The sequence below is a fragment of the Streptomyces sp. BBFR51 genome, assembly GCF_044591655.1.
GTDB lineage: Bacteria > Actinomycetota > Actinomycetes > Streptomycetales > Streptomycetaceae > Streptomyces.
Genome location: NZ_CP172448.1, coordinates 1,887,682 through 1,910,653, shown reverse-complemented (window position 1 = coordinate 1,910,653; position 22,972 = coordinate 1,887,682). Strand labels below are relative to the sequence as shown.

At 74.4% G+C, this 22,972-nt stretch carries 17 protein-coding genes; 9 read left to right on the top strand and 8 right to left on the bottom strand.

The window, feature by feature from the left end; genetic code table 11:
* Nucleotides 1–25: 25 nt before the first annotated feature.
* From ACGH7X_RS08610 to ACGH7X_RS08600, 3 genes are all read right to left on the bottom strand, one after another.
* The gene (locus tag ACGH7X_RS08610; protein ID WP_399883233.1) at nt 26–1,504 is read right to left on the bottom strand and encodes a nickel transporter; all 1,479 of its coding nucleotides are present in this window, start codon (nt 1,502–1,504) and stop codon (nt 26–28) included.
* On the bottom strand, nt 1,501–2,898 hold the full coding sequence (locus ACGH7X_RS08605; protein ID WP_399883231.1) for a tetratricopeptide repeat protein: 1,398 nt from the start codon (nt 2,896–2,898) through the stop codon (nt 1,501–1,503). The genes ACGH7X_RS08610 and ACGH7X_RS08605 overlap by 4 nt, the downstream gene beginning before the upstream one ends.
* A gap of 126 nt (nt 2,899–3,024) precedes the next feature.
* On the bottom strand, nt 3,025–4,554 hold the full coding sequence (locus tag ACGH7X_RS08600; RefSeq protein ID WP_399896855.1) for a DUF4331 domain-containing protein: 1,530 nt from the start codon (nt 4,552–4,554) through the stop codon (nt 3,025–3,027).
* Between the two features lie 230 nt (nt 4,555–4,784).
* Here ACGH7X_RS08600 and ACGH7X_RS08595 point away from each other — a divergent pair, with 230 nt between their 5' ends.
* From ACGH7X_RS08595 to ACGH7X_RS08585, 3 genes are all read left to right on the top strand, one after another.
* Nucleotides 4,785–5,327, top strand: coding sequence for a sigma-70 family RNA polymerase sigma factor (locus ACGH7X_RS08595; protein ID WP_399883229.1), 543 nt, complete (start codon nt 4,785–4,787; stop codon nt 5,325–5,327).
* Nucleotides 5,324–6,136: an anti-sigma factor domain-containing protein gene (locus ACGH7X_RS08590; protein WP_399883227.1), complete on the top strand. Its 813-nt coding sequence runs from the start codon at nt 5,324–5,326 to the stop codon at nt 6,134–6,136. The genes ACGH7X_RS08595 and ACGH7X_RS08590 overlap by 4 nt, the downstream gene beginning before the upstream one ends.
* 115 nt (nt 6,137–6,251) lie before the next feature.
* Entirely contained in the window at nt 6,252–6,521 is a 270-nt protein-coding gene (locus tag ACGH7X_RS08585) for a hypothetical protein (protein ID WP_399883225.1), read from the top strand.
* A 198-nt stretch (nt 6,522–6,719) separates the two neighbouring features.
* Here ACGH7X_RS08585 and ACGH7X_RS08580 read toward each other — a convergent pair whose 3' ends face one another.
* Entirely contained in the window at nt 6,720–7,514 is a 795-nt protein-coding gene (locus tag ACGH7X_RS08580) for an ABC transporter permease (RefSeq protein ID WP_399883223.1), read from the bottom strand.
* Nucleotides 7,511–8,470 carry an ATP-binding cassette domain-containing protein gene (locus ACGH7X_RS08575; protein ID WP_399883221.1) on the bottom strand — a complete coding sequence of 320 codons (960 nt, stop codon included), beginning with the start codon at nt 8,468–8,470 and terminating at the stop codon, nt 7,511–7,513. Before ACGH7X_RS08575 ends, ACGH7X_RS08580 begins: the two co-directional genes overlap by 4 nt.
* A 63-nt stretch (nt 8,471–8,533) precedes the next feature.
* Between ACGH7X_RS08575 and ACGH7X_RS08570 the strand changes: the two genes are divergently transcribed.
* A complete protein-coding gene (locus ACGH7X_RS08570; RefSeq protein ID WP_399883219.1) occupies nt 8,534–9,238 on the top strand; it encodes a TetR/AcrR family transcriptional regulator C-terminal domain-containing protein in 705 nt (234 codons plus the stop codon).
* Between the two features lie 35 nt (nt 9,239–9,273).
* On the opposite strand, the gene ACGH7X_RS08565 is transcribed toward ACGH7X_RS08570, so the two are convergent.
* The 3 genes from ACGH7X_RS08565 to hmgA are packed head-to-tail and all read right to left on the bottom strand — an operon-like array spanning nt 9,274 to nt 12,558.
* Nucleotides 9,274–10,434: a type ISP restriction/modification enzyme gene (locus ACGH7X_RS08565; RefSeq protein WP_399883217.1), complete on the bottom strand. Its 1,161-nt coding sequence runs from the start codon at nt 10,432–10,434 to the stop codon at nt 9,274–9,276.
* 22 nt (nt 10,435–10,456) lie between these two features.
* Nucleotides 10,457–11,206, bottom strand: a complete 750-nt coding sequence (locus tag ACGH7X_RS08560; RefSeq protein WP_399883215.1) for a GntR family transcriptional regulator — start codon at nt 11,204–11,206, stop codon at nt 10,457–10,459.
* 26 nt (nt 11,207–11,232) lie between these two features.
* Nucleotides 11,233–12,558 (bottom strand): homogentisate 1,2-dioxygenase, encoded by a 1,326-nt coding sequence (gene hmgA, locus ACGH7X_RS08555; protein ID WP_399883213.1) that lies wholly within the window; start codon nt 12,556–12,558, stop codon nt 11,233–11,235.
* A gap of 202 nt (nt 12,559–12,760) precedes the next feature.
* On the opposite strand from hmgA, the gene ACGH7X_RS08550 reads away from it, so the two are divergent.
* The 5 genes from ACGH7X_RS08550 (at nt 12,761) to ACGH7X_RS08530 (ending at nt 22,861) form a co-directional block, all read left to right on the top strand.
* Entirely contained in the window at nt 12,761–13,330 is a 570-nt protein-coding gene (locus tag ACGH7X_RS08550) for a hypothetical protein (protein ID WP_399883210.1), read from the top strand.
* 109 nt (nt 13,331–13,439) lie between these two features.
* A complete protein-coding gene (locus tag ACGH7X_RS08545; RefSeq protein WP_399883208.1) occupies nt 13,440–14,057 on the top strand; it encodes a TetR family transcriptional regulator in 618 nt (205 codons plus the stop codon).
* Between the two features lie 109 nt (nt 14,058–14,166).
* Nucleotides 14,167–15,030 carry a hypothetical protein gene (locus ACGH7X_RS08540; RefSeq protein ID WP_399883206.1) on the top strand — a complete coding sequence of 288 codons (864 nt, stop codon included), beginning with the start codon at nt 14,167–14,169 and terminating at the stop codon, nt 15,028–15,030.
* 6 nt (nt 15,031–15,036) lie between these two features.
* Nucleotides 15,037–20,517 carry a caspase family protein gene (locus ACGH7X_RS08535; RefSeq protein ID WP_399883204.1) on the top strand — a complete coding sequence of 1,827 codons (5,481 nt, stop codon included), beginning with the start codon at nt 15,037–15,039 and terminating at the stop codon, nt 20,515–20,517.
* 82 nt (nt 20,518–20,599) lie between these two features.
* Nucleotides 20,600–22,861, top strand: coding sequence for a molybdopterin oxidoreductase family protein (locus tag ACGH7X_RS08530; protein ID WP_399883202.1), 2,262 nt, complete (start codon nt 20,600–20,602; stop codon nt 22,859–22,861).
* Nucleotides 22,862–22,972: the final 111 nt, after the last annotated feature.

Sequence of the window (22,972 nt, the reverse complement as noted above, 5' to 3'; positions counted from 1 at the left end):
CTCCCGCATTCCTCCCAAAAGTAGCTCAGCCGAGTGCGGATGCGGCCCCCCTGAACACCAATCCGGCCCCGAGGACCACGACCACGAACGCCGAACCGAGCGGAGTGGCCCGGCGCACCAGAGCCGCCAGCGGGCCGGACGTCCACCGGGGGCGCCGCCGGAGCAGACGGCTCACACCACCGCCGAGCCGGACGACCGCGACACCGGCGGCGGTGAGGGTGAGGGCGAGACCGACGCCGTACGCGACCACGAGGAGCAGTCCGAACCACGCCTGCCCGAGGGCCGCCGCGCCGACGAGCACCACCACGGCGGACGGACTGGGAACGAGCCCGCCGGCGAAGCCGAGGAGGATCGTGCCGCGCAGGGTGGGGGCGGTGGTGTGGGTGTGGGTGTGCGGGCCGTGGTCGTGATGGTGGTCGTGGTCGTGGTCGTGATGATGGGGATGGGGATGGGGATGGGCGTGCGCGCGGCCCCGGTTGCGGAGTGCGCGGCGTACGAGGCTCGCGCCGGCCAGCGTCACGAGGATGCCGCTGGCGACGCCGAGCCAGGCGACGACCGAGGGTGCGGCCGCCGAACCCGCGGTGACCAGGAGGCCGAGGGCGACCACGCCCAGGGTGTGCGTGACCGTGACCGAGGCCGCCAGCGGCAGGACGTCCTTCAGCCCGGCCCTGCCGCCCCGGGCGGCCGCCGTCGCGGCCATCAGCGTCTTGCCGTGGCCCGGCGCGAGCGCGTGCATCGCGCCGAGGGCGACCGCGACGAGGAGGGCCAGACCGGCGAAGCCGGGGGTGAGGTCGTGCCGGGCCACCAGGGAGTCCAGGGCACGGGTCCAGCGGTCAGCGCCGCGGGGCAGGACGGAGGCGCCGGGAGCCTCCTGCCGCTCCTGCCCCAGGGCGGGACCGCCGGGCCGCACCCGCAGGGCCGCGCTCGCCGTGTCGGCCGGAGAGGAGAGCAACTCCTGCGGGTAGCGGGTCAGTTCGCGCGAGGCCGATTGCGTCGGCACGTCCGAAGCGGTGAGCGTCGTACGGTCGCCGCGCGCGGTGATCTCCCGCCAGCCGGGTCCCGACGAGGCACCGGCGGCCCGGAAACCGACCGTCGCCGGGCCCGACTCGGGCAGCGGCGCCGTGAGCCGGCACTCCAGGCGCAGGGTGTCGAGTCCGGCCTGCCCGGGCCGCACACGTGCGTGGCTGTGCCCCGCGGTGAGGGCGACCCCGCGGCCGTCGACGGTGAGCCGGCTGTCCCGTGCGGCCTGCTCGCAGCGCTGCCGGGCCCACCGCGCCGGGCCCAGCCGTTCGAGGTCGGGGCCGGCCTGGGTCGCCGGTATCTCGGCGAGGTCCTCGACGTGGTCGACGCGCAGTTCGCCGGGGGCGGCGACCAGACCGTCGTAGCGGTTGACGGTGAAGTTGCCGAGCGGATGCGCGCCCGCGCCGGCCGTGGGCAGCAGGACGAGGGCGCAGGCGGCGGTGAGGACGGCGGCGCACCGCGCAAGGAGACGGCGCGCGCTCAACGGGACGCCGCCAGATCCCTCAGCGCCGCACGGGCCTCGCGGGCGCCGACGGGGGAGAAGCCGGGGTTGAGGTCCAGCGCCGCCGCGAGGTGGCGGCGCGCGTCCGGCTCCCGTCCTACGGCCCGCTCGATCATGCCCAGGTGGTGGAGGAACGCGGCGTCGCGGTACCCCGTGGCCGTGGCCCGGCGGGCGTACGGCAGGGCCTGCTCGTCGCGGCCGTTCACGTGCAGCGCCCAGGCGAGGGCGGCCGCGGTGTGCACCGTACGGCGGCGGTCCCACTCGGCGCGGGCCGCACGCAGCGCCGCCTCCTTGTCGCCGTGGTCGGCGGCGGCCAGGGCCGTGTCCAGGTCGGCGTTGACGCCGCCGGCCCGGGCGAGCGCCGTCCACGCGTCGACGAGGACGTACTGCTCGCGGGCCTTCGCGGCCTCTCCCTCCGCCTCGTACAGCTCCCCGAGCGCGACGAGGGGGCCGGGCAGCGGGGCGCGGGCGACGACCTCCTCCAGGTCCCTGACCGCACCGCCCCGGTCGCCGCTCGCCGCCCTGGCGCGGCCGCGCCCCTCCAGGGCGGGCAGATACGCGTCGTCGGCGGCGAGGGCCCGCGCGTAGTGGCGCAGGGCGGCGGGGTAGTCCCCCTGGTTCCAGGCGAGCCGGCCCAGCTGGGTGGCGACGTACGCCACGTCGGCGGGGGCGGACGTGCCGGCGAGCGCCTGCTCGAGCACCCGGCGCGCGGTGTCCACCTCGCCGCGCAGTTCCCGGACGTACGCGTACCGCGTGAAGACCGGGACGCCGGGACGCCGGCTGTCGGCGGTGTCGGCGGCCCGTGCCGCGTCCTCGTAGCGGCCGAGTTCGACGAGGGCGTCGACACGGGAGCACAGGGCGCGCTCGTTGTACGGGTTCGCCGCCAGGGCGCGGTCGGCGTACGCCAGGGCGGGTGCGAAGTCGTGCCGGGCGGCGGCGAGGGCGGCGCGGCCGGCGAGGGCCTGGTCGTTGCCGGGTTTCAGCTCGAGGGAGCGTTCCAGCGCACGCTCGGCCCGCGGGTAGCGCGAGGGGTCGCCGTCGGTGCGGGCCTGTTCGACGTAGGCCAGCCCGAGGGTCGCCCAGCCGCCGAAGTCCCGCGGCTGCGCCCGGAGCCGGGCCTGCAACGCCGGTACCCCCGCATCCGGACCGGCGCCGTCCGGCATCCCCGGCCGGCCCCGCGGCACACCGGCCGCCGGGACGCCACCGCCCTCCCGCGCCCCGTCGACCGCGACGGCCCCCGCACTGACGGCCACGGCCAGCAGTACGGCGCATGCGACCACGTGCGGCCACCGTCGGCGCCCCGCGGCGGGCGGTGGTGTGTGGGCCGGGGCGGGTGGCTCGTGCCGCGACCCGGTGTCGTTGCTGCGCGCGAACATGCCTCTCCTCAAGTCCTCAAGCGGGTGTCGATCGGCGTACGGGAAACGTGCGCGCAAGCGCACGGGCGGCGCGGCCCGCCGTGGGGGGAGGGGAAGGGAGCGGGCCGCGCCGGTCGGTGGGGGCCGTCAGTACGCGCGGCCCCGCATGCGCCGCCACCACGCGACCGCGCCGCCGATCAGCAGGATGCCGACGGCCCCGGCGCCGACGGAGGCGGCGATGAGGGTCGTGTCGTCGGAGCCGGCCGGACGCAGCGCGTCGCCCAGTTGGTTGCGCACGTCGTTGCCGTCGCCCGTACCGTCGGCCAGCGGGCCGCGCGAGCCCTCCGTCGGGTTCGCCACGTACGGGAAGGCCTGCCCGAACTCCTTGTCGTTGGCGTCGACCGCGTCGCCCAGATCGTTCGCGGCACCGACCAGTTCGCCCTCGACGACCTGGAGCGCGGCGTCGATCACGTCGTCGGTGAGCCGGCGCCCGTTGGGGAAGCCCGCGTTGTCCCCGTCGAGGACGCCTAGGCGCTTCGGCTCGGCGGCCGGTTCGACCGAGGTGTTCAGGCGCAGCTGTTCCGAGGGCGTCACGTGGGGCGGCTGGTTGAGGTCCTTGACGCCCTTGAGGAACACGTCGACCAGGTCGTCGCGCGGCTCGGCGGGCGCCTTGATCTTGTAGATCGCCTCGATGAGCTTCGGCAGCTCCGGGTTGGTGACGTTCTGCAGGAACTGTGCGTCGTCCGCCGGCTTTGACGCGTTGAACGTGTCCTTGTCCTTCAGCGGGTTGACGACCTCGTTCACCAGCGGGTTGCCGAGCCGCGAGACCTGGGAGAACTCCCCTTGCGCGTTCTTCCGCTGCGTCGTCGACCAGATGCCGACGACCGGCTGCTCGGCCGACTCCGCGATCATGTGGGTGGGGACCTGGAGGGCGATCGAGTTGACGTTGTAGCCCTTGAGGGTGTCGTTGCCGACCTCGGACAGGTTCCCGCCGTACAGCAGGTCGAAGACGCGTAGGTCCAGGAAGAACGGGTCGTCGGCCTGACCGGCGAACGTCTGTGCCCCGCCGGCCAGTTGGTGGACCGCCTGGTCGCGCAGCGTCCCGTAGTCGGGCATCGACGCCTTGCCGACGTTCGACGGCGCCACCGGCACGTCGTGGGCGATCGTCGTCCGGGACGACTCCTCGCCCTCGTGCAGCTCGATCTGCTCGAGGTCGTAGGTCTGCGTGATGTTGAGGTCCGGGTCGTCGAGGCTGGTGACGGGGCCCGTGTTGTAGAGGAACGTCTTGTCGTTCTTCGTGTGCGTGGTGAACGTGTACCGGAACAGCAGGTCGCCCTGCGCGTCGCCGTCGTTGTCGATGTGCAGGTCGTACTGGGCGTCCTCGGCGAACGTGAAGAAGTTCGGCCCGCCGGCCGGCTCCTCGAACGGGATCCAGTTGGCGACCAGCGTGGTGGTGTCCGGCCGGTCCGGGCTCACGAAGGCGTACAGATCCGTGTTGTCGTACTGCGGGGTCCCCGATATCAGCGGGGCCTCCCGGTGGCTGGAGGCGGACGCCGCCCCCGGTTCCAGCGCGGTCACGCCGGCGGCCGCGAGCCCTCCGGCGGCCAGCGCGCCGCAGACCAGCGTGGCGACGCGCCGGCGCCCCGCGCCACCGCTTCCGGAGATGGGTGGTGTCATGCCGTCCGTCATGCCGTCCGTCCTCTGTGCCGATGTGCCGACTTCCCTGACGCACCGGCATTCGGAGCGCTCCCCGGCCCGGATTGGTCGGACCCGCAATCCGATTCCGTGCCCGGCCGACTGGCGTTTTCGCCCCGCCCATCCGTAACTCCTGCGGAGGGCGTGCCTCGCGCGCGCCCGGCGGTGACGTCGAGGGGCCGGGCGCGGCCCGCGGGAAGAGGGGGGACCGGGTGGAGGCGGACGAGCTGCTGATGCTCGTGGCGGACGGGGACCAGAAGGCCTTCGAGCAGTTGTACGGGCTGGTGTCGGGACCGGTGTTCGGACTCGTACGGCGCGTGGTGCGCGACCCCGCCCAGTCGGAGGAGGTGGCGCAGGAGGTGCTGCTCGAACTCTGGCGGTCCGCGGCGCGGTTCGACCCCCGCCGGGGGAGCGCCCTGTCGTGGATCCTCACCGTCGCCCACCGCCGTGCCGTCGACCGGGTGCGCAGCGCCCGCGCGGCCGGCGAACGCGAACAGCGCGAGGCCCGCCGCGCCCACCACCCCGCCTTCGACCAGGTCTCGGAGGAGGTCGAGGCGGGACTCGAACGCGAGTGGGTGCGCCGCTGCCTGGACCGCCTGACCGCCCTTCAGCGCCAGTCGGTCACCCTCGCCTACTACGACGGCTACACCTACCGGGAGGTGGCCGAGCGCCTCTCCCTTCCGCTGGGCACGGTGAAGACGAGAATGAGGGACGGACTCAACCGCCTGCGCGACTGCCTGGGAGGTGTCGCATGAGCCTCTTCGGCCGGCTGCCGCGCCGCGGCGCCCTGCACTCGCTCGCCGCCCCCTACGCCCTGGACGCCCTCGAAGGTGCCGAACGGGTCCGCTTCGAACGGCACCTGGAGGGCTGCGCCCGCTGCGCCGCCGAGGTGCGGGCGCTGTCCGAGGACGCCGTCCGGCTGGCCTGGTCCACGGCCGCCCCGCCGCCGCCCGCCCTGCGCGAGCGGGTGCTGGCCGCCGTACGCACCACCGCGCAGGAGCCGGCGCCCGCCCGCGGGCCCGCCCTTCGGCTGCCGGACCACGTGTGGGGCGGCCGGCCGCCGGCCGAGCGCTCCCGCGCGTCCCGGCCGCGCCCCCTGCTCGTGCCCTTCGCCACGGTGACGGCCGCCGCGGCACTCGTGGTCGCCTCCCTCTTCGCCGTGCAGGCGGACCGCACCCAGGACGAGCTGGACACCGCGCGGGGCAGGGCACGTGAGATCGCCCACGTTCTCGCTGCTCCGGACGCCCGCGCGACGAGCGGCGAGGACGACCGGGGTCGCAGTATCGGAGTGGTCGCTTCCGCATCCGAGGGGCGCGCGGTGGTCACCCTGAGCGGGTACCGCGAGCCCTCCGGCGACCGCGTGCACCAACTGTGGCTGATGCGCCCCGGCGCCGCGCCGCGCTCCCTGGGGCTCTTCGACGGCGACACGCCCCTGATCGCGTCCGGCCTCAGCCGCTCCGCCACATCACTGGCGGTGACGGTCGAGCCCGACGGGGGGTCGGTGCGGCCGACCAGCAGGCCCGTTGTCCAACTCACCCTGGAATCTGTCGGATTCGGAGAGTAATCGTCAACCCCCTTACGGGGAAGGTGAATCCTGTGACCGCGATACACGCATGCCGTACCGGGGCGATAGGGTTACCCTGCCCGGGCCGGGTGGACTCGTACGGGTGGGGAGTGACATGGAACAGATAACGGTGCGCAGCAGGGCAAGGGTCCCTGCGATCACCTGCGGAAGCAGCGCGACCAGCTCGCGCCTCGACCGTCATCTCGCGGTGCTCGGAGGGCCTGCCCTCCCGCAGCGGGAGACCGTGGAGGCGACGTCGCTGATGCGTGAGCTGACCGCGCGTGAGCCCGCGCACAAGCGCAGCAGCAGGGGCGTCCGGATGCGCCGGGTCTCGCTGTTCGCGCCACTGCGTCGACTGCGCCGCTCGCTGTTCGGCGGCAACTGAGGCCCGCGCTCCGGCGCTCACACCGACCCGGCGCGGCGCCGCGGCACTCGTCCGTCATCCCCACGGCACGCAGCGGCGCCCCGGTGTGCTCCCGAGCGCGGGTAACTCCCGTACGCCCGACCCCGTACGCCCCTCCGGCACCCGTTCCCACGTTCCCGTCCCGCCCTCCCCGTCCGGCGGTGACGCACTCCGGCCCACTCAGCGGTCCCCGTGCGCGTACCGGCGTACGGCGAGCGGGACGAACACCGCCAGCAGCACCGCGCACCAGGCCAGCGACCCGGCGACCGGATGCGCCACCGGCCAGGCGGCACCCTCCGGCACGGGCGCGTTGCCGAACAGGTCCCGCAGCGCCGTGGTCACCGCGCTGATCGGATTCCACTCCGCGACCGTGCGCAGCCAGCCCGGCAGTCCCCCGGTCGGGATGTACGCGTTGGACAGCAGCGGGAGGATGAAGGTCGCACCGCCCAGTTGACCGGCGGCCTCCTCGTTCCGGGTGAGCAGCCCCAGGAAGATCCCGACCCAGGTCGTCGCGAACCGGAACAGCAGCAACAGCCCCACGGCACCCACCGCGCCGAGCGCGCCGCCTTCCACCCGCCAGCCCACCGCGAGCCCGACGAGCAGCAGCGGCACGGTCCCGGCAGCCGTGACGAGCACGTCGGCGACCGACTGCCCCAGCGGCACCGCCGCCCGGCTCACCGGCAGCGTACGCAGGCGGTCCGTCACGCCCCGGTGCGTGTCCTGGGCGGCCTGGAACATGCCCGTCATGATGCCGTTCGCGGCGGTCGCGACCAGCAGGCCCGGCACCAGGAAGGCCCGGTACTCCTCGCCGGGCATCGCGAGCGCGCTGCCGAAGACGTAGCCGAAGAACAGCAGCATTGTGATCGGCATCGTCTGGGTGAGGATCAGCAGCCCCGGGTTGTTCCGCAGCCGCCGCAGCTGCCGTCCCAGCATCGCCGTGCCGTCGTACGCGAGGTCGTAGGCCATCGTGCTCATGCCACAAGCTCCTTGCTGTCACCCGTGTCGTCGCCGGTCAGGCGGAGGAAGACGTCGTCGAGGGTCGGTGGCCGCAGGCTCGCGTCCACCAGCGGCACGCCCGCCGCGTCGAGTTCACGCACCAGCCGCGGCAGGGTCAGCGTCGGATCGGTGCTGACGGCGCCGACGGTGCGCCGGTCGTGGTCCAGCGCGGGCTCGGCGCCGGTGATGCGGTCCAGGACCGCCGCGGCCCGCGCCAGGGCGTCCGCGTCCGCGACGACGGCCTGCGCGTACGAACCCACCAGCGCCTTGAGTTCGGCCGGCGAACCGGTGTGCGCGACCCGGCCGCGGTCCACCAGCGCGATGTCGTCGGCCAGCCGGTCGGCCTCCTCCAGATACTGCGTGGTGAGCAGCACGGTCGTGCCCTCGGCCTTCAGGGCGCGCACGGCGTCCCAGATGCGGTTGCGGCTGGCCGGGTCGAGCCCGGTCGTCGGTTCGTCCAGGAACAGCACGTCGGGGCGCCGCACCAGGCTCGCGGCCAGGTCCAGGCGGCGTCGCATGCCACCGGACAGGGTGGACGCGGGCCGGTCGGCGGCGTCGGTCAGACCGAAGCGGTCGAGCAGCTCGCCGGTCCGTGCCGAGACGTCCCGCACCCGGTGCAGGCGGGCGAACAGCCGCAGGTTCTGCCGTCCGGTGAGGTCGCCGTCCACCGACGCGTACTGCCCGGTCACCCCGATCCGGCGGCGGACCGCGGCCGCCTCGCGGACCAGGTCGTGCCCGGCGATCCGCGCCGATCCTGCGTCCGGCCGCAGCAGCGTCGTCAGCAGCCGCACCGCCGTGGTCTTGCCCGCCCCGTTCGGCCCCAGCAGCCCGCACACGGTGCCCTCGGCCACCGCGAGATCCAGGCCGCGCAGCGCGTGCACGGCGCCGAAGCGCTTCTCCAGACCCTCACTAAGTACAGCGTACGTAGTAGTCATGGGTCGACCATAGCGCACTACGTACGCTGTACGTAACTAGGATGGTGGCCGAGGTGATGCACGATGGCGGGCCGAGCGGCCGTACCCGAAGTGATCTGGTCGCGCCCCGAGCGCACCGGCCGCGGTCCGAGGCCGGCGTACACCCGCGCCGACATCGCCGCCGCCGCGGTGCGGATCGCCGACGCCGAGGGGCTGGACGCGGTCTCGATGCGCCGCGTCGCCGGCGAACTGGGCTGCGGCACCATGTCGCTCTACAACTACGTCCCCCGCAAGGAGGACCTGTACGAGCTGATGATGGACGCGGTCAGCGGCGAACACGAACTGTGGGACCCGAGCGGCGACTGGCGCGCCGACATGATCCGGGTGGCCCACCAGACCCGGGCGCTGATGCACCGCCACACCTGGCTGCCCCGCCTGATGTCCCCGGTCTACGGCTTCAGCCCCAACGCCCTGCGCTTCCTGGAGCACTGCATGGCCTGCCTCGACCCCTTCGAGGCGCCCCACGGCACGAAGATGGAGCTGGTCGCGATGGTGAACGGCGTCGTGACGACGTACGTCACCAACGAGATCTCCACCGTCGAGCGCACCCGCTCGCTGCCCTGGTCCGAGGAGCAGGAGAACGCGACGCGCATCGCCTACCTGGGCCGGCAGCTCGCGAGCGGCGACTATCCGCGGCTGGCGGCGGCCTTCGCCGAGGACGCGGGACCGATCGACCTCGAGGGGGTCTTCGAGCGGGCGCTGACGCGGGTGCTGGACGGGTTCGTCTGAGCCCGGGCTCGGCCCCTCGGCCGGAGCGATCCGGGTTACAGCAGCGCCAGCTGCCCCTCCGGCCCCTCCTCCCGGCCGTCCAGGACCGAGGCCGGCCGGCGGGCCGACGGGGACACCGGCAGTACGCCCGCCTCGTGCAGCTCGGCCGCGCCGATCCCGGACGTGACCGCCAACTCCCGGAACCGCTCCCGCACTTCGGCGAGCAGGGCGAGGACCGTGATCAGCTCCAGCAGCTCGGACGTCCAGGTCTGCGGCCAGCCGGCCGGCCGGATCGCGGTCAGCGTGCCCGCCTCGCCCTCGGCCGTGCGGGCCGCGAACCACTGCTCGAGCACCCGGACCCCGCCCACCTCGAAGTCCCAGGCACCGGGCGGCACGGGAGAGACCCGGCCCTCGTCCAGGTGAAGGGCCTCCTCGTCCCGGTCGTAACTCACGGTCAGCGGACGCGGGGGCAGCGGGGCGCGGACGTACGGGCGCCGGCCGCCGGGCAGCTTGGGGCGCTCACCGTCGCGGCGCATCAGCCACAGGGCGCGCCGGCCCAGTTCGACCCCGCGCTCCCACAGCGCGGGGTCCGCGGTGAGCGGGACCAGCGAGCCGGGCCGTACGGCCGCCACCGCCCAGGCGAGCACGTCCACCGCGCCGGGACGCCGGCCGAGCCGGACGGCCAGGTGGTCCAGGAGGCCCGGGGCCAGATTGGGCTCCGCGCCACCGGGGCGGCGGTGCAGCGGGCGGACCCGGGCGGGGCCGAACAGCGGCAGCCGCGAGCTCGCGAGGAGCAGCGGAGGACCCGCGGCGTCGGGCGCCTCCACGACGAACACCTGCCGCTCGTCGGCCACCCGCCACAGCTCCGGACGGGCCGCGTCGATCAGCCGGTGGTCGGGAATCAGCCACTGCTCGTCGAACGGCGCCCGCAGCACCCGGACCGGCTCCGGACACGGCCCCGAGGCGCGCGCCAGCCGCTCGGTGCCCCCGCCGCCGCCCGGCAGCCGCCCGACCGCCGAGTACGGCGTGCGCGAGCGGGTCGGCTCGAACAGGGCCTCGCGGTCGGGCCCCTCGGCCTTCACCAGGGCGTCCCAGCGGGCCTTCAGGGTCGCCGCGTCGGGAGCCGCCGGCCACCCCCGGCCGAGCCGCGGCGGTGCGACGGACCACGGCATGAGGTCCGCCAGCGGCGGAGCGTCGTCGTGCGTCACGCCTGGCATCGTACGACGGGGCACCCGGGCCTCACGTGGCGTCCAGGGTGACGGTGAAGGAGAAGCGGTCGCCCCGGTAGTGGATGACCGCCACGTCGAGCACCCGGCCCGCGGTGTCGTGGGTGATGCCCGTGTAGTGCAGGATCGGGCTCAGCAGCGGGACTTCGAGCAGCCGCGCCGTCTCCGGGTCCGCGAGCCGGGCCTCGACGGTGTCCGTGATCCGGCCGATGTCCATGCCCACCACGTCCCGCAGCACCTTCGTCATCGGCCACCGCGCGAGGTCGTCCACGTCGATGCGCTCGGCCAGTTCGGGACGGACGTAGTTGCGGGCGTGGTTGGTCGGCTCGCCCGTCTTCTCGTCGCAGCGCAACCGGTGATAGGTCCCCACCTCCGGCAAATGCGGGAAGTGCTCGGCGAGTTCGGACGGCACCGGGCCCCTGCCGTGGCCCAGCAGCTGCGCCTTCATCCCGGACTGCTGCGCCACGATCGCGTCCACCGAGCCCAGCAGCCGCACCGGGGCGCCCCGCCGGGCGTGCGGCTCGATGAACGTGCCCCGCCGGCGGTGGCGGGTGATCAGCCCCTCGTCCTCCAGCTCCTTCAGCGCCTGCCGCATCGTCAGCACGCTCACCCCGTAGTGACCGGCCAGCTGCTCCTCCGTGGGCAGGCGCAGCGGGTCCCGGGGCGAGCGGCCGAGTATCGAGGCGCGCAGCGACTGCGACACCTGGTACCAGAGCGGCAGCTTGCGGTTCAGGACGATGGAGTCCGGGGCGAAGGAGGTCACGGGCCATCCGTACCGGTAGGGAATCCTCAGTGCAAGGGGCGGAAGTGACGCTCCAGGCCCTGCCAGACGTCGTCGTAGCGCGGTTGCAGGTGCTCCGCGCGGGCCGCCTGGGGGGTGAGGGTCACCGGCCACCGCGTCTCGAACATGAACGCCAGCCCGTCGTCGATCCGCTGCGGCCTCAGCTCGGCCGCGCTCGCCCGGTCGAAGGTCGCCCGGTCCGGGCCGTGCGCCGACATCATGTTGTGCAGCGAGCCGCCGCCCGGCACGAAGCCCCCCGAACCGGCAGCCTTGGCGTCGTAGGCGCCCTCGATCAGGCCCATGTACTCGCTCATCACGTTCCGGTGGAAGTACGGCGGCCGGAAGGTGTCCTCGCCCACCAGCCAGCGCGGCGCGAAGACGACGAAGTCCACGCCCGCGAGCCCCGGGGTGTCCGACGGCGAGGTCAGCACCGTGAAGATCGACGGGTCCGGGTGGTCGTACGAGATGGTGCCGATGACGTTGAAACGGCGCAGGTCGTAGACGTACGGCACATGGTTGCCGTGCCAGGCGACCACATCCAGCGGGGAGTGGTCGTACTCGGCCGTCCAGAGGTTGCCGCAGAACTTGTTGACCACCTCCACGCGGCCCTCGTCCTCTTCGTACGCCGCGACCGGGGCGCGGAAGTCACGGGCGTTGGCCAGGCCGTTGGCGCCGATCGGGCCGAGGTCGGGGAGCTGGAAGGGAGCCCCGTAGTTCTCGCAGACGTATCCGCGGGCGTCCTCGTCCAGCAGCTCCACGCGGAAGCGGACCCCGCGCGGGATCAGCGCCACGTGACCCGGCTCGGCGTGCAGCAGACCGAACTCGGTGCGCAGGAGCAGGCCGCCGCGCTCCGGGACGATCAGCAGCTCGCCGTCGGCGTCGCTGAAGACGCGCTCCATGGAGGCCGTCGCGTGATACAGGTGCACGGCCATGCCGGTGCGCTGGGTGACGTCGCCGTTGCCGCCGAGCGTCCACAGGCCCGCGACGAAGTCCGTGCCGGACTCCGGCCCGGGAAGCGGGTCCCACCGCAGCCGGTTCGGGTCGGGCACGGACTGGGTGAACGGTGCCGTGCGGATCGCGCCGTTGCCCGTGCGGGTGAACGCCGGGTGCGCGGCCGACGGGCGGATCCGGTACAGCCACGAGCGCCGGTTGTGCGCCCTCGGCTCCGTGAACGCCGTGCCGCTCAGCTGCTCCGCGTACAGGCCGAGCGGCGCCCGCTGCGGCGAGTTCCGGCCTTCGGGCAGTGCGCCCGCTACGGCCTCCGAGCTGTGCTCGTTGCCGAAACCGGACAGGTAGGCCAGCCCCTCCGCGGTCTTCCGCGCGTCCCTGCTCATTGATCGCTCCCTCGCAACCCGATTCCTATGGCACACCGTAGGATTGCGGTTTCCCGTGCGCAAGAGGCCGTAAGAGGACTTCCCCGCTCCGCCCCGGTTCTCCCTGCTCGTTCCGCTCTTTCTTGGTCATCCCCCGGGAGGATGACCGGAACCGGACCCCCGGGGGATCCGGACCGTCGGACCGGTGTTCTACTCTCGCGTCATGTCGTGGACGCGGGGAGTGCTCGCCGTGCTCGCGGTCTGTGTCCTGCTGTTGACCGGATCGGCGGGCTGCGGCTCCGGTGGCGGAGGTGAACCGGAGGCCGGGGATTCGGCCACGCCGGTCGGCAGACTGCTCGACGCCACCGACGAGGAGGGCCGGCGCTATCGGGAGGTGGACGCCGAGCGAGCGCCCGAGGTCGGGATCGAGGTGCAGCCCGAGACCGACGAGAGCTGGGACGTACGCCTGACCGTCCGCGACTTCAGGTTCTCGCCGGCCGGCACGGACGCGAAGGCGGTGCCCGGGCGCGGCGTCGCCCACCTCTTCCTCGACGGCGACCTCCTCACCCGCCTGCGCGGCCCCGAGTACCACCTCGCCGCCGACCTGGTCCCGCGCGGCACGCACCAGGTCACCGTCCGGCTGTACGCCGACGACGACACCGTCTGGGCCGTCGACGGCGAGCCCGTCGAGAGCACGGCGGACATCACGGCATCGGACGCGGAGCCCACCGGGGCGACCCGGCCCGAGCAGATCGGGGGCCGGACGGTCACCGAGACCCCGGCGGACCGGTGAGTACGCCCGCCGCCCGCTCCCCGCGCTGCAGGCACCGTGCCGCGGGCCCGGCAGGCGCCCCGGGCCGTACCGGAGGTCACGGTTCACCCGGCCGCGGCAAGAGGGCATCATGAGCACCGTGTCCCACGCGACCCCGCTCCGCCGTGCCCCCGTGCAGCGACGCAGCGCCGAACGGCTGACCCGGATCCTCGACGCCTGCGCCGACCTCCTCGACGAGGTCGGCTACGACGCCCTGAGTACCCGGGCCGTGGCGCTGCGCGCGGGCGTCCCCATCGGGTCGGTGTACCGCTTCTTCGGCAACAAGCGGCAGATGGCCGACGCCCTGGCCCAGCGCAACCTGGAGCGCTACGCGGAGCGCGTGACCGAACGGCTGACGGAGGCGGGCGACGGCGGCTGGCGCGGCGCGCTGGACGCGGTGCTCGACGAGTACCTGGCGATGAAGCGGACCGCGCCCGGCTTCTCCCTGATCGACTTCGGCAACCAGATACCGGTCGGCTACCGCCACGCCGTTCCCAACCACCGCGTCGCCGAGCGGCTCACCGAACTGCTCTCCGGCTACCTCGGCCGCCGCCCCGACGACGATCTGCGTCGCGTGTTCCTGGTCGCCGTGGAGACCGCCGACACCCTCGTGCAGCTCGCCTTCCGGGTCGCGCCGAACGGGGACGAGAAGATCATCGAGGAGGCCCGGCAACTGCTGCGGGCCTACCTGGGGCGCGTGCTCGACTGACGGCGGAACGTACGCACCGCCCACTGAACCCACCGCCCACTGAACTCACCGCGCACGCCCTCCCGTTGCTAGAGTGATCACGCGTTTGGGTCGGGGCTGGGGGGACGCGATGGCTCGAGTGGTCTGCATCCACGGGATCGGCCAACAGCACACGGGCGAGCGAGAGTTGCACCGGTCCTGGCACCCCGCGATCAGCGACGGACTGCTGCGCGCCGACGCCCCCTTCCCGCTCGGCGAGGACGACGTGCGCTGCGTCTTCTACGGCGACCTCTTCCGCCCGCCCGGCCGCACCCTCGCGCTGGCCGACCCCCCGCTCGGCGCCCCGGACGTCGCGGAGGGACTGGAGACGGACCTGCTGCTGGCCCTGTGGGCGGAGGCGGCCCGCACCGACGAGGCGGTACTCCCGCCCGACGCCCGCACCCTGGCCCGCACCCCGCGCACCGTCCAGCGGGCCCTCAACGCACTGGGACGCTCCCGGTTCTTCGCCGGGATCGCGCTGCGCGCCATGGTCCTCGACCTCAAGCAGGTCCGGGCCTACCTGTGCGACCCGGCCGTCCACGAGGCGGTGCAGCGGCGGGTCGCCGACGCGGTGACCGACCGCACCCGGGTCGTCGTGGGCCACTCCCTGGGCAGCGTCGTCGCCTACGAGGCGCTGTGCGCGCGCCCCGACTGGCCGGTGCGCTCGCTGCTGACGGTGGGGTCGCCGCTGGGCATCCGCCCCCTCGTCCACGACCGGCTGCGCACCGGTGCGGCGGGCCGGCCCGGCGCCTGGCCCGGAAGCGTCGAGCACTGGACGAACATCGCGGACGAGGGCGACGTGGTCGCCCTGGTGAAGGATCTGCGACCGCTGTTCGGCGACCGCGTCCGCTGCCACCTCGTGCACAACGGTGCCCGCGCCCACGACGCCACCCGCTACCTCAACACCCCGGAAGCCGGCCGGGCGGTCGCCGACGGCTGCGGCCTCGCGGACTGAGAGACGATGTCGGGCGAGGTCACGGCACCGGGGACACGCGGCGCGGACACGGGAGCGCCGGCCGACGGGGAGACGCCCGCGCCCGCCGCCCGCCGTTTCCTCATCGCCGCCGCCGTCACCGACGTACGCGCGCACCCCGAGGCCGCCCGTCCGGAACTCACCGAGGACGTCCGACGGATCACCGACCTCTTCGTCGGCGAACTCGGCTACCGGACCGCCATGGACCTCGGCCCCCACCCGACCCGGGGGCAGCTCACCGAGGCCCTGCGCTCCTTCGCCACCGACCCCGACCGCCGCCCCGACGACTACGTCGTCCTCTACTTCGCCGCCCACGGCATCACCGACGAGGACAGCGGACGCCACTATCTCCTCCTGCACGACAGCGACGCCGCCGACCCCTACGGCACCGCCCTGCCCACCGAGGACCTGGTCGGCGGCGTCTGGAACGGGACGGCCGTCGAGCGGCTGCTCGTCCTGATCGACGCCTGCTACGCCGAGGAGGGCGCGGACAAGGCGCTCCACGGCGCCCTGGACGCCCGCCGCTTCCGCGAACCGGTCACCGAGCACGGCACCACCGGCCTGGTCCTCGTCTCCTCCTCCCGCCGCAAGGAGGAGACGTACACCGGTGCCCTGTCGACCGCCTTCGACCGGGCCGTCCGCGCCCGCGCCACCGCGGGCAACGCCCCCGCCCACATCAGCGTCGAGCACGTCATGGCGGCCATCCGCAGCGACCCGGAGGTCCCGGTGGCCCAGCGCCCCGGCTGGTCCCTTTCCCACGCCACCGGCGGCATCCCCGCCTTCCTGCCCAACCCCCGGCACGTCCCGGACTCCGACGGACTCAAACTGGACGAGATCGACCGCATCGTCGCCCTCGCGGCCCGGGAACGCGAAGCCCGCGACCAGGACATGCGCTCCTTCTTCCTGCCCCGGGCCCGCGGCACCGACGTGGCGACCGACGACGTCTGGGACTTCACCGGCCGGCACGCGGCACTCGGCGACATCAGCACCTGGCTCGACCCGCGCCGGACCGACGAACGGCTGTGCGTCGTCACCGGGGACCCGGGCTCCGGGAAGTCCTCCCTGCTCGGCATGGTCGCCGTACTCACCGACCCGGAACGCGCCGCGGCCGTGCCCCGCGCGGGCCTGCCGCCGCTCCTGCCCCGCCCCGGCGACGTCGACGTGCGCGTCAACGCGAGCCACCTCTCCACCCGGCAGGTGCTCGACGCCCTGGCCGCGGCCGCGGGCTGCGCCGCCGCCTCCCTCGGCGCGCTCACCGCCCACCTCCAGACCAGGAAGGCACCCCTCGTCGTCCTCGTCGACTCCCTCGACGAGGCACTCGCACCCCACGAGACCGTCGCCGAACTCGTCGTCCCGCTCACCGACCCCGAACGCAGACTGCCACTGCGCCTGCTGGTCGGCGCCCGCCCGCACATCGCCGCCCGGCTGCCCGACGACGCGCCCCGCATCGACCTGGACTCCGAGCGCTACGCCGACCCCGGCGCCGTCCGCGCCTACACCCGCAAGCTGCTGCGCACGCCCGGCTCCGTGCTGGGCGCCGCCGGGAACGACCTGGTGGACGCGGTCGCCGAAGCCGTCGCCGAGGCCGCGGGCCGCTCCTTCCTCGTGGCCCGCATCACCGCCCGCACCATCGCCCGCGAGTCCCGCCCGCCCGACCCCGGCGACCGGCGGTGGCGCGAGGAACTGCCCCGGCTGCCCGGCGAGGCCATGGAACGCGATCTGGAACAACGCCTCGGCCCCCGCGCCGCGCAGGCCCGGGACCTGCTCCTCCCGCTCGCCTACGCCCAGGGTGCCGGACTGCCCTGGGCTGGGGTGTGGCCACGCCTGGCCAGCGCGATCACCGGCACCGCGTACGGCGACGAACACCTCGTGTGGCTGCGCCAGGAGGCCGGTTCCTACGTGGTGGAGAGCGTGGAGAGCGGCGGATCGGTGTACCGCGTCTACCACCGGGCGCTCATCGAGTACCTGCGCGAGGGCCGGGACGCGGCCCGCGTGCAGCGCACGATGACCGAGGCCCTGCGCACGGTCGAGCACCCGTACGTGCGGCAGTACCTCGCGCTGCACGCCGCGGAGGGCGGAGTGCTCGACCCGCTGGTGCAGGACGCGGAGTTCGTCCTGTCCGCCGACCCGGGGCAGCTGCTGGCCGCCCTGCCCGCGCTGCGCACCGCGGCGGGGCGGCGGGCCGGACAGGCGGTGCGCGACATGGAGACGGAGCTGCGCGCGCGGGCCGGGAGCGGGGCCGACCCGTCGGCGCGGGCCCGGCTGCGGCTGGCCGCGGTGTGCCGCCGGGCGGGGCGGCTGGCGGACTCCTGCGACACCGGGGAGGGCGAGCTGCCCTGGCGGGCCCGGTGGGCGGCCTGGGATCCGCACGGGGGCGGGCGGCGGTATCCCGGGATGTACATCTGGGAAACGGGGGTGGTGGTGCCCGGCGGGCCCCAGGGGCCCCGGTACCTGGAACTGGAGTCGACGCGCGGGCCGTGGTGGTACGACCTGGACGAAGGAGACAGGCAGCGTGCCCATCAGCGGCAGGTGGAGGGGCACGGGTACTTCTTCGGCCTCACCGCGCCCCCGCAGCTCCCCGGCCTCGCCGCGGCGTTGTACCGCGACCACTACCTCGAGCGGCCTCGGCGCAACGAGCCGAGGTGGCGATCCGCGCATCTGCTGCACGTCTGGCGCGGCCGGGAGAGCACCGTCTGGATGCTGCCGGCGGACGAGGAGGGCGAGGAAGGCTACGAAGGGCGGCCCCTGCGGTACGTGGACCGGCTGGTGCTGCTTCCCGGCCGGCGCACGCCCGACGAGCCCGCCGTGGCGGTACTGCACCTGGCCGACGGACAGGTCCGCGTCTACCAGCTCAGCTCCGCGCCGTCCTACCCGCCGCTGACCCGCGGACAGCGCCGCTCGCTCTTCGATTTCCAGATCCGCGAGTGGACGGAGCGGGCGCACTGGCGCAGGGCCACCCTCTCCGCCACCGTCCTGCCCGCCGACGTGGGGGCCCGCGTCACGGCGTGCGCCGCCCCGTCCGGGCTTCCCCCGCTGACCGTGCTGCTGGGCTGCGAGGACGGTCGTGTCGTGCTGCGCGGGACCGACGACCGGACGACCCACTCCGTGGTGCGCACCGGCCACGACGGTCCGGTCACCTCCGTCGACCTGGTGCCCGGCCATCCGCAGCGGCTCGTGGTGACCACCGGCGAAGACGGCACCGTACGGCTCTCCTCGCTCTCCCGCGGCGCGCCCCTCCGCACGCTCCTGACCAGCCCGTACGCCATCGTTTCGACCGCGGTGCACCGTGTCGGGCGGCAGTGGATCGTCGCCGCGGTGACCGGCGACGGGCAACTGCACCGGCTCGACCTCGACAGCGGCCGTCCGGTCGGCCTGCCGCTGCGGGTCGATCTGGGCGCGCGGGTCAGGGTGGCCGCCTTCGACCTCGGACCGGTCGCCTGCGTGTCGGTCGAGGGCGGGGCCCGCGGGCTCCAGCTCTACGATCTCCTCACGGGAGACCGGGTCGGAGGCCAGGAGCTGCGGCACTCGGCCGACGCGGTGTGCCGGGCGGGCACCACGGTCTGCGTCGGCGGCTCCGACGGCATCGTGCGGTTCTGGCCCACCGCGTACGCGGCGGACTCCACCCGTATCACCGCCCACCACGGCGGGGTGCTGGCCCTCGGGGAGATCCGGGGGCCGTCCGGCGCCCCCGCTCTCGTGAGTGTCGGCAAGGACCACGAGATCCGCTGCTGGGACCCGGTGCGCCCGCACGAACTGTGGCGCCGCCGGGTGGTCGACCCGGGGCTCTGGCAGATCCCGCTGATCAGCTGTGCCACGGTCGGACACACCGCCGACGGCCGTGACCTCGTCGCCACCGGCGAGTACGGGGGCCGGGTCCGCGTGCTCGTTGTGCGCGACGGACTGCCCGCCGCCGAACAGGAGTTCACCGTCCCCGGCATCGTCACCGCGCTCACCGCCGGACGCGTCATGGACCGGGACGTCATCGTCGCCGGCACCGATTCGGGTCGGCTCGTCTGCTGGGACGCCGGCGCCGGGCGGAGCTGGGCGTGCGGCCCCGTCCCGGACCGGCCGGCGTGGATCACGGCCCTCGCCCTGTCTCCGGACGGTTCGGGACGGCTGGCGGCAGGAGCACACGACGGGTCCGTGCGGGAATGGTCGCTGCCCACCTGCCGGCCTCTCGGTCCGCCGCGTCGGGCGCACCGCGCGGCCGTCACCGCCCTCGCCCACCTCGGGACCCGGTTGTTCGGGTTCGGCACCGACGCCCGGCTGGTGTCGTACGAGGACGGCTGGGAGCGCCGGATGCCGCAGAGCGGCACCTCGCTGCACGCGACGGACGACGGCCTGCTGTGCGGGGACGAGACCGGGAACGTCTGGCGGGTGCGGGACGCGCCCGGCGGACGGTGGGTCGGGGAGGCTCTGGACGCGGGACGGTCGGTGTCCGCCGTGGCGGTGGTGGCGCGGGACGGAGCGCCCGTGGTCGTGGTCGGGGGCGCCGACGGGTCGCTCCAGGTGCGCGAGGCGGAACACGGCGAGGTGGTCCGCCGGCTGCGGCCGGTCGACGGCGCCGACGTGGAGCAACTGGCCGCGGTCTCCTGGCGGTCGCCCGGACGGGAACCGCGCCCCCTGCTCTTCGCCCGCAGCGGCAACGGCCTGCTGGAATACTGGGACTTCGGCACGGGAGACGCCATACGCTCGGCAGGCCGTCCACTGGTGACACCCGTGCCCCACCAGCGGGAAGAGGCGAGGCTGGCGGTGGTGCCGGACGACACCGGCGCGCAGTCCCTGCTGTCGCTCGTGCCGTGGGACGCGGCGGACCCCTGGGCCGCCGACTCCTTCGCGGACGGGCGGGTGTCCGTCCACGACGTCGCCCGGGGACCGCTCCCGCATCAGCCCTGTTCCGCCTACAGCGACGGGAAGACCCGCCTCGGGGGCCCGCTCCGCGCGGTGCGCTGCGCCGGACGGCTGCTCGTCTTCGTGCCACTGGCGGATGACGTGGTGCGGGTCCTGGACACGAGCACCCGGCGCTGGGCGCTCCTGCGACTGCCCGACGAGGGGCTGGTCGACGTGTTCGCGCTGACCGGACAGGACGGGGACGCGTTGCTGGTGGTGGGCTGGGCGCACACCAGGATCGTGCCGTGGGAGGCGTTCTCGGCCCGCTTCGCGTCGTTCGGCGAGAGCCCCGCCCCGCATCACCCGGCCGACTCGCGTTCGCCGCTGCGGCGCCCCGTCCCCCCGCCGCCGGTCACCCACGAGCACGAGACCCCGCTGTGGGGCGGCGACTTCGCCGCCCTCCTGCCCGGCGGACACGCCTACGCCCTCGCCTCCCACCGCGAGCTGGCCGTCGTCGGCACACGCACCGGCACCGTGCACCGCGCCCTGGAACTGCCGTCTCCCTGCACCGCCCTCGCCACCGGTCCGCACGGCGAACTGGCCGTCGGTACGCGCAACGGGCCGATCCTCTTCGACTGATCCCGAAAACCCCTCCCCACCATGCATACCGGTCGGTATGCTCGCCCGGGACGAGCGCCACCGCCGCCTTCCGGGAGGACCCGTGTCCCGCACCGCCCTGCGTATCTGCCCCCTGTGCGAGGCCACCTGCGGCCTGGCCCTCACCATCGACGGCACCACGGTCACCGCCGCCCGCGGCGACCGCGACGACGTCTTCAGCCGCGGCTTCGTCTGCCCCAAGGGCGCCTCCTTCGGAGCCGTCGACTCCGACCCCGACCGGCTGCGCACGCCCCTGGTGCGCAGGGACGGCGAACTGCGCGAGGCCACCTGGGAGGAGGCCTTCGACGCGGTCGCCGCCGGTGTCCGGCCCGTCGTCGAACGGCACGGGCCGCACGCGGTCGGCGTCGTCCTCGGCAACCCCAACGTGCACACCATGGCCGGCGCCCTCTACCCGAACGTCCTGCTCGGTGCCCTCGGCACCCGCAGCCTCTTCACGGCGTCCACGCTCGACCAGATGCCCAAGCACGTCTCCAGCGGGCTGCTCTTCGGCGACGCGAACGCCATCCCGGTGCCCGACCTCGACCGCACCGACCACCTGCTCCTCATCGGCGCCAACCCGCTGGAGTCCAACGGCAGTCTGTGCACCGCCCCCGACTTCCCCGGCCGGCTCAAGGCGCTCAGGGCCCGCGGCGGCACCCTCACCGTCATCGACCCGCGCGGCACCCGCACCGCCAAGCTCGCCGACCGGCACGTGGCGATCCGCCCCGGCACCGACGCGCTGCTGCTGGCCGCGATGGTCCACGTCCTGTACGAAGAGGACCTGGTGGACCTCGGCGCACTCGCCCCGCACGTCGAGGGGGCCGGCGAAGCCGAGGACGCGGTACGCGACTTCACCCCCGAGTCCGTCGCCGCCGCCTGCGACGTGGACGCCGAGGTGACCCGCGCCCTCGCCCGCGAACTCGCCGCCGCCCCCACCGCCGCCGTCTACGGCCGCATCGGCAGCTGCACCGTCCCGCACGGCACCCTCGCCAGCTGGCTCGTGGACGTCCTCAACATCCTCACCGGCAACCTCGACCGGCCCGGCGGCGCGCTCTTCCCGCAGGCCGCCACCGACCGGACCCCGCGCCCCGCCGGACCCGGGCGCGGGTTCGCGCTCGGCCGCTGGCACTCCCGGGTGGGCGGGCACCCCGAGGCAAAGGGCGAACTGCCCCTGTCCGTCCTCGCCGAGGAGATCGACACCGCCACCGACGCGGGCGAGCCCGTCCGCGCGCTGCTCACCGTCGCCGCCAATCCCGTCCTGTCCGCGCCCGACGGCGACCGCCTCGACAAGGCGCTGGACTCGCTCGACTTCATGGTGAGCGTCGACCCCTACCTCAACGAGACCTCGCGCCACGCCCACGTCGTCCTGCCGCCGCCCCCGCCGGCCCAGAGTCCGCACCACGACTTCGCCTTCAACACCCTCGCCGTACGCAACCAGGTCCGCTACACCCGCCCCGCCGTCCCGCTGGAGCCCGGCCGGATGGCCGAGACGGAGATCCTGGCCCGGCTGACCCTGGCCGTCGCCGGCACGCACGGCGCCGACCCCGCCGCCGTCGACGCCATGGTGATCGAGCAGACCCTCGCCAAGGCCGTGAAGGAGCCGCACTCACCCGTCCACGGCCGCGACCCCGGCGAACTCGCCGACCGGCTCACCGGCGAGAACGGCCCCGAGCGCCGCCTCGACCTGATGCTGCGCCTCGGCCCCTACGGCGACGGTTTCGGCGTACGCCCCGACGGACTGACCCTCGAGCGTCTCCTCGCCCACCCGCACGGCATCGACCTCGGCCCGTTGCGCCCCCGCCTGCCCCAGCCGCTGAAGACCCGCAGCGGCAAGGTGGAGCTGCTGCCGGGGCCGATCGCCGACGACCTGCCCCGCCTCGCGCAGGCCCTGGAGCGGCGCCCCGCCGGGCTCGTCCTCGTCGGCCGCCGCCACCTCAGGTCCAACAACAGCTGGATGCACAACGTCCCGGCCCTCACCGGCGGCTCCAACCGCTGCACCCTGCACCTCCACCCCGAGGACGCCGCACGGCTCGGCGTGGAAAGCGGGCAGCCCGTCCGCGTGAAGGGCGCCGGGGGAGAGGTGACCGCGCCCGCGGAGGTCACCGACGCCGTCCGGCCCGGCGTGGTCAGCCTCCCGCACGGCTGGGGCCACGACCGGCCCGGCACCCGCATGAGCCACGCCGCCACCGATCCCGGCGTCAACGTCAACCAGCTCCTCGACGGCAGTATGCTCGACCCGCTCTCGGGCAACGCCGTCCTCAACGGCGTACCCGTCGAGCTGACCGCGCTGACCCCGCTGGCCCCGCTCACCGGCGCACAGCTGTGACCTGGAGTTTTGCGCTTATTGCTCGCATGTCAACGTCTTGTTAACGCGGCTTGACGGCCCCTAACGTCGCTCGCACCGCCTGCCCCGGTGGGATGTTCAAGGGCGAACGTT

What these genes read in the sequence shown, in the direction of transcription:
- hmgA (WP_399883213.1), bottom strand. Translation starts at nt 12,558, where the DNA reads ATGAGCAGGGACGCGCGGAAGACCGCGGAGGGGCTGGCCTACCTGTCC.
- ACGH7X_RS08575 (WP_399883221.1), bottom strand. Translation starts at nt 8,470, where the DNA reads ATGACTACTACGTACGCTGTACTTAGTGAGGGTCTGGAGAAGCGCTTC.
- ACGH7X_RS08550 (WP_399883210.1), top strand. Translation starts at nt 12,761, where the DNA reads ATGTCGTGGACGCGGGGAGTGCTCGCCGTGCTCGCGGTCTGTGTCCTG.
- ACGH7X_RS08585 (WP_399883225.1), top strand. Translation starts at nt 6,252, where the DNA reads ATGGAACAGATAACGGTGCGCAGCAGGGCAAGGGTCCCTGCGATCACC.
- ACGH7X_RS08605 (WP_399883231.1), bottom strand. Translation starts at nt 2,898, where the DNA reads ATGTTCGCGCGCAGCAACGACACCGGGTCGCGGCACGAGCCACCCGCC.
- ACGH7X_RS08540 (WP_399883206.1), top strand. Translation starts at nt 14,167, where the DNA reads ATGGCTCGAGTGGTCTGCATCCACGGGATCGGCCAACAGCACACGGGC.
- ACGH7X_RS08580 (WP_399883223.1), bottom strand. Translation starts at nt 7,514, where the DNA reads ATGAGCACGATGGCCTACGACCTCGCGTACGACGGCACGGCGATGCTG.
- ACGH7X_RS08535 (WP_399883204.1), top strand. Translation starts at nt 15,037, where the DNA reads ATGTCGGGCGAGGTCACGGCACCGGGGACACGCGGCGCGGACACGGGA.
- ACGH7X_RS08600 (WP_399896855.1), bottom strand. Translation starts at nt 4,554, where the DNA reads ATGACACCACCCATCTCCGGAAGCGGTGGCGCGGGGCGCCGGCGCGTC.
- ACGH7X_RS08590 (WP_399883227.1), top strand. Translation starts at nt 5,324, where the DNA reads ATGAGCCTCTTCGGCCGGCTGCCGCGCCGCGGCGCCCTGCACTCGCTC.
- ACGH7X_RS08570 (WP_399883219.1), top strand. Translation starts at nt 8,534, where the DNA reads ATGGCGGGCCGAGCGGCCGTACCCGAAGTGATCTGGTCGCGCCCCGAG.
- ACGH7X_RS08565 (WP_399883217.1), bottom strand. Translation starts at nt 10,434, where the DNA reads ATGCCAGGCGTGACGCACGACGACGCTCCGCCGCTGGCGGACCTCATG.
- ACGH7X_RS08545 (WP_399883208.1), top strand. Translation starts at nt 13,440, where the DNA reads ATGAGCACCGTGTCCCACGCGACCCCGCTCCGCCGTGCCCCCGTGCAG.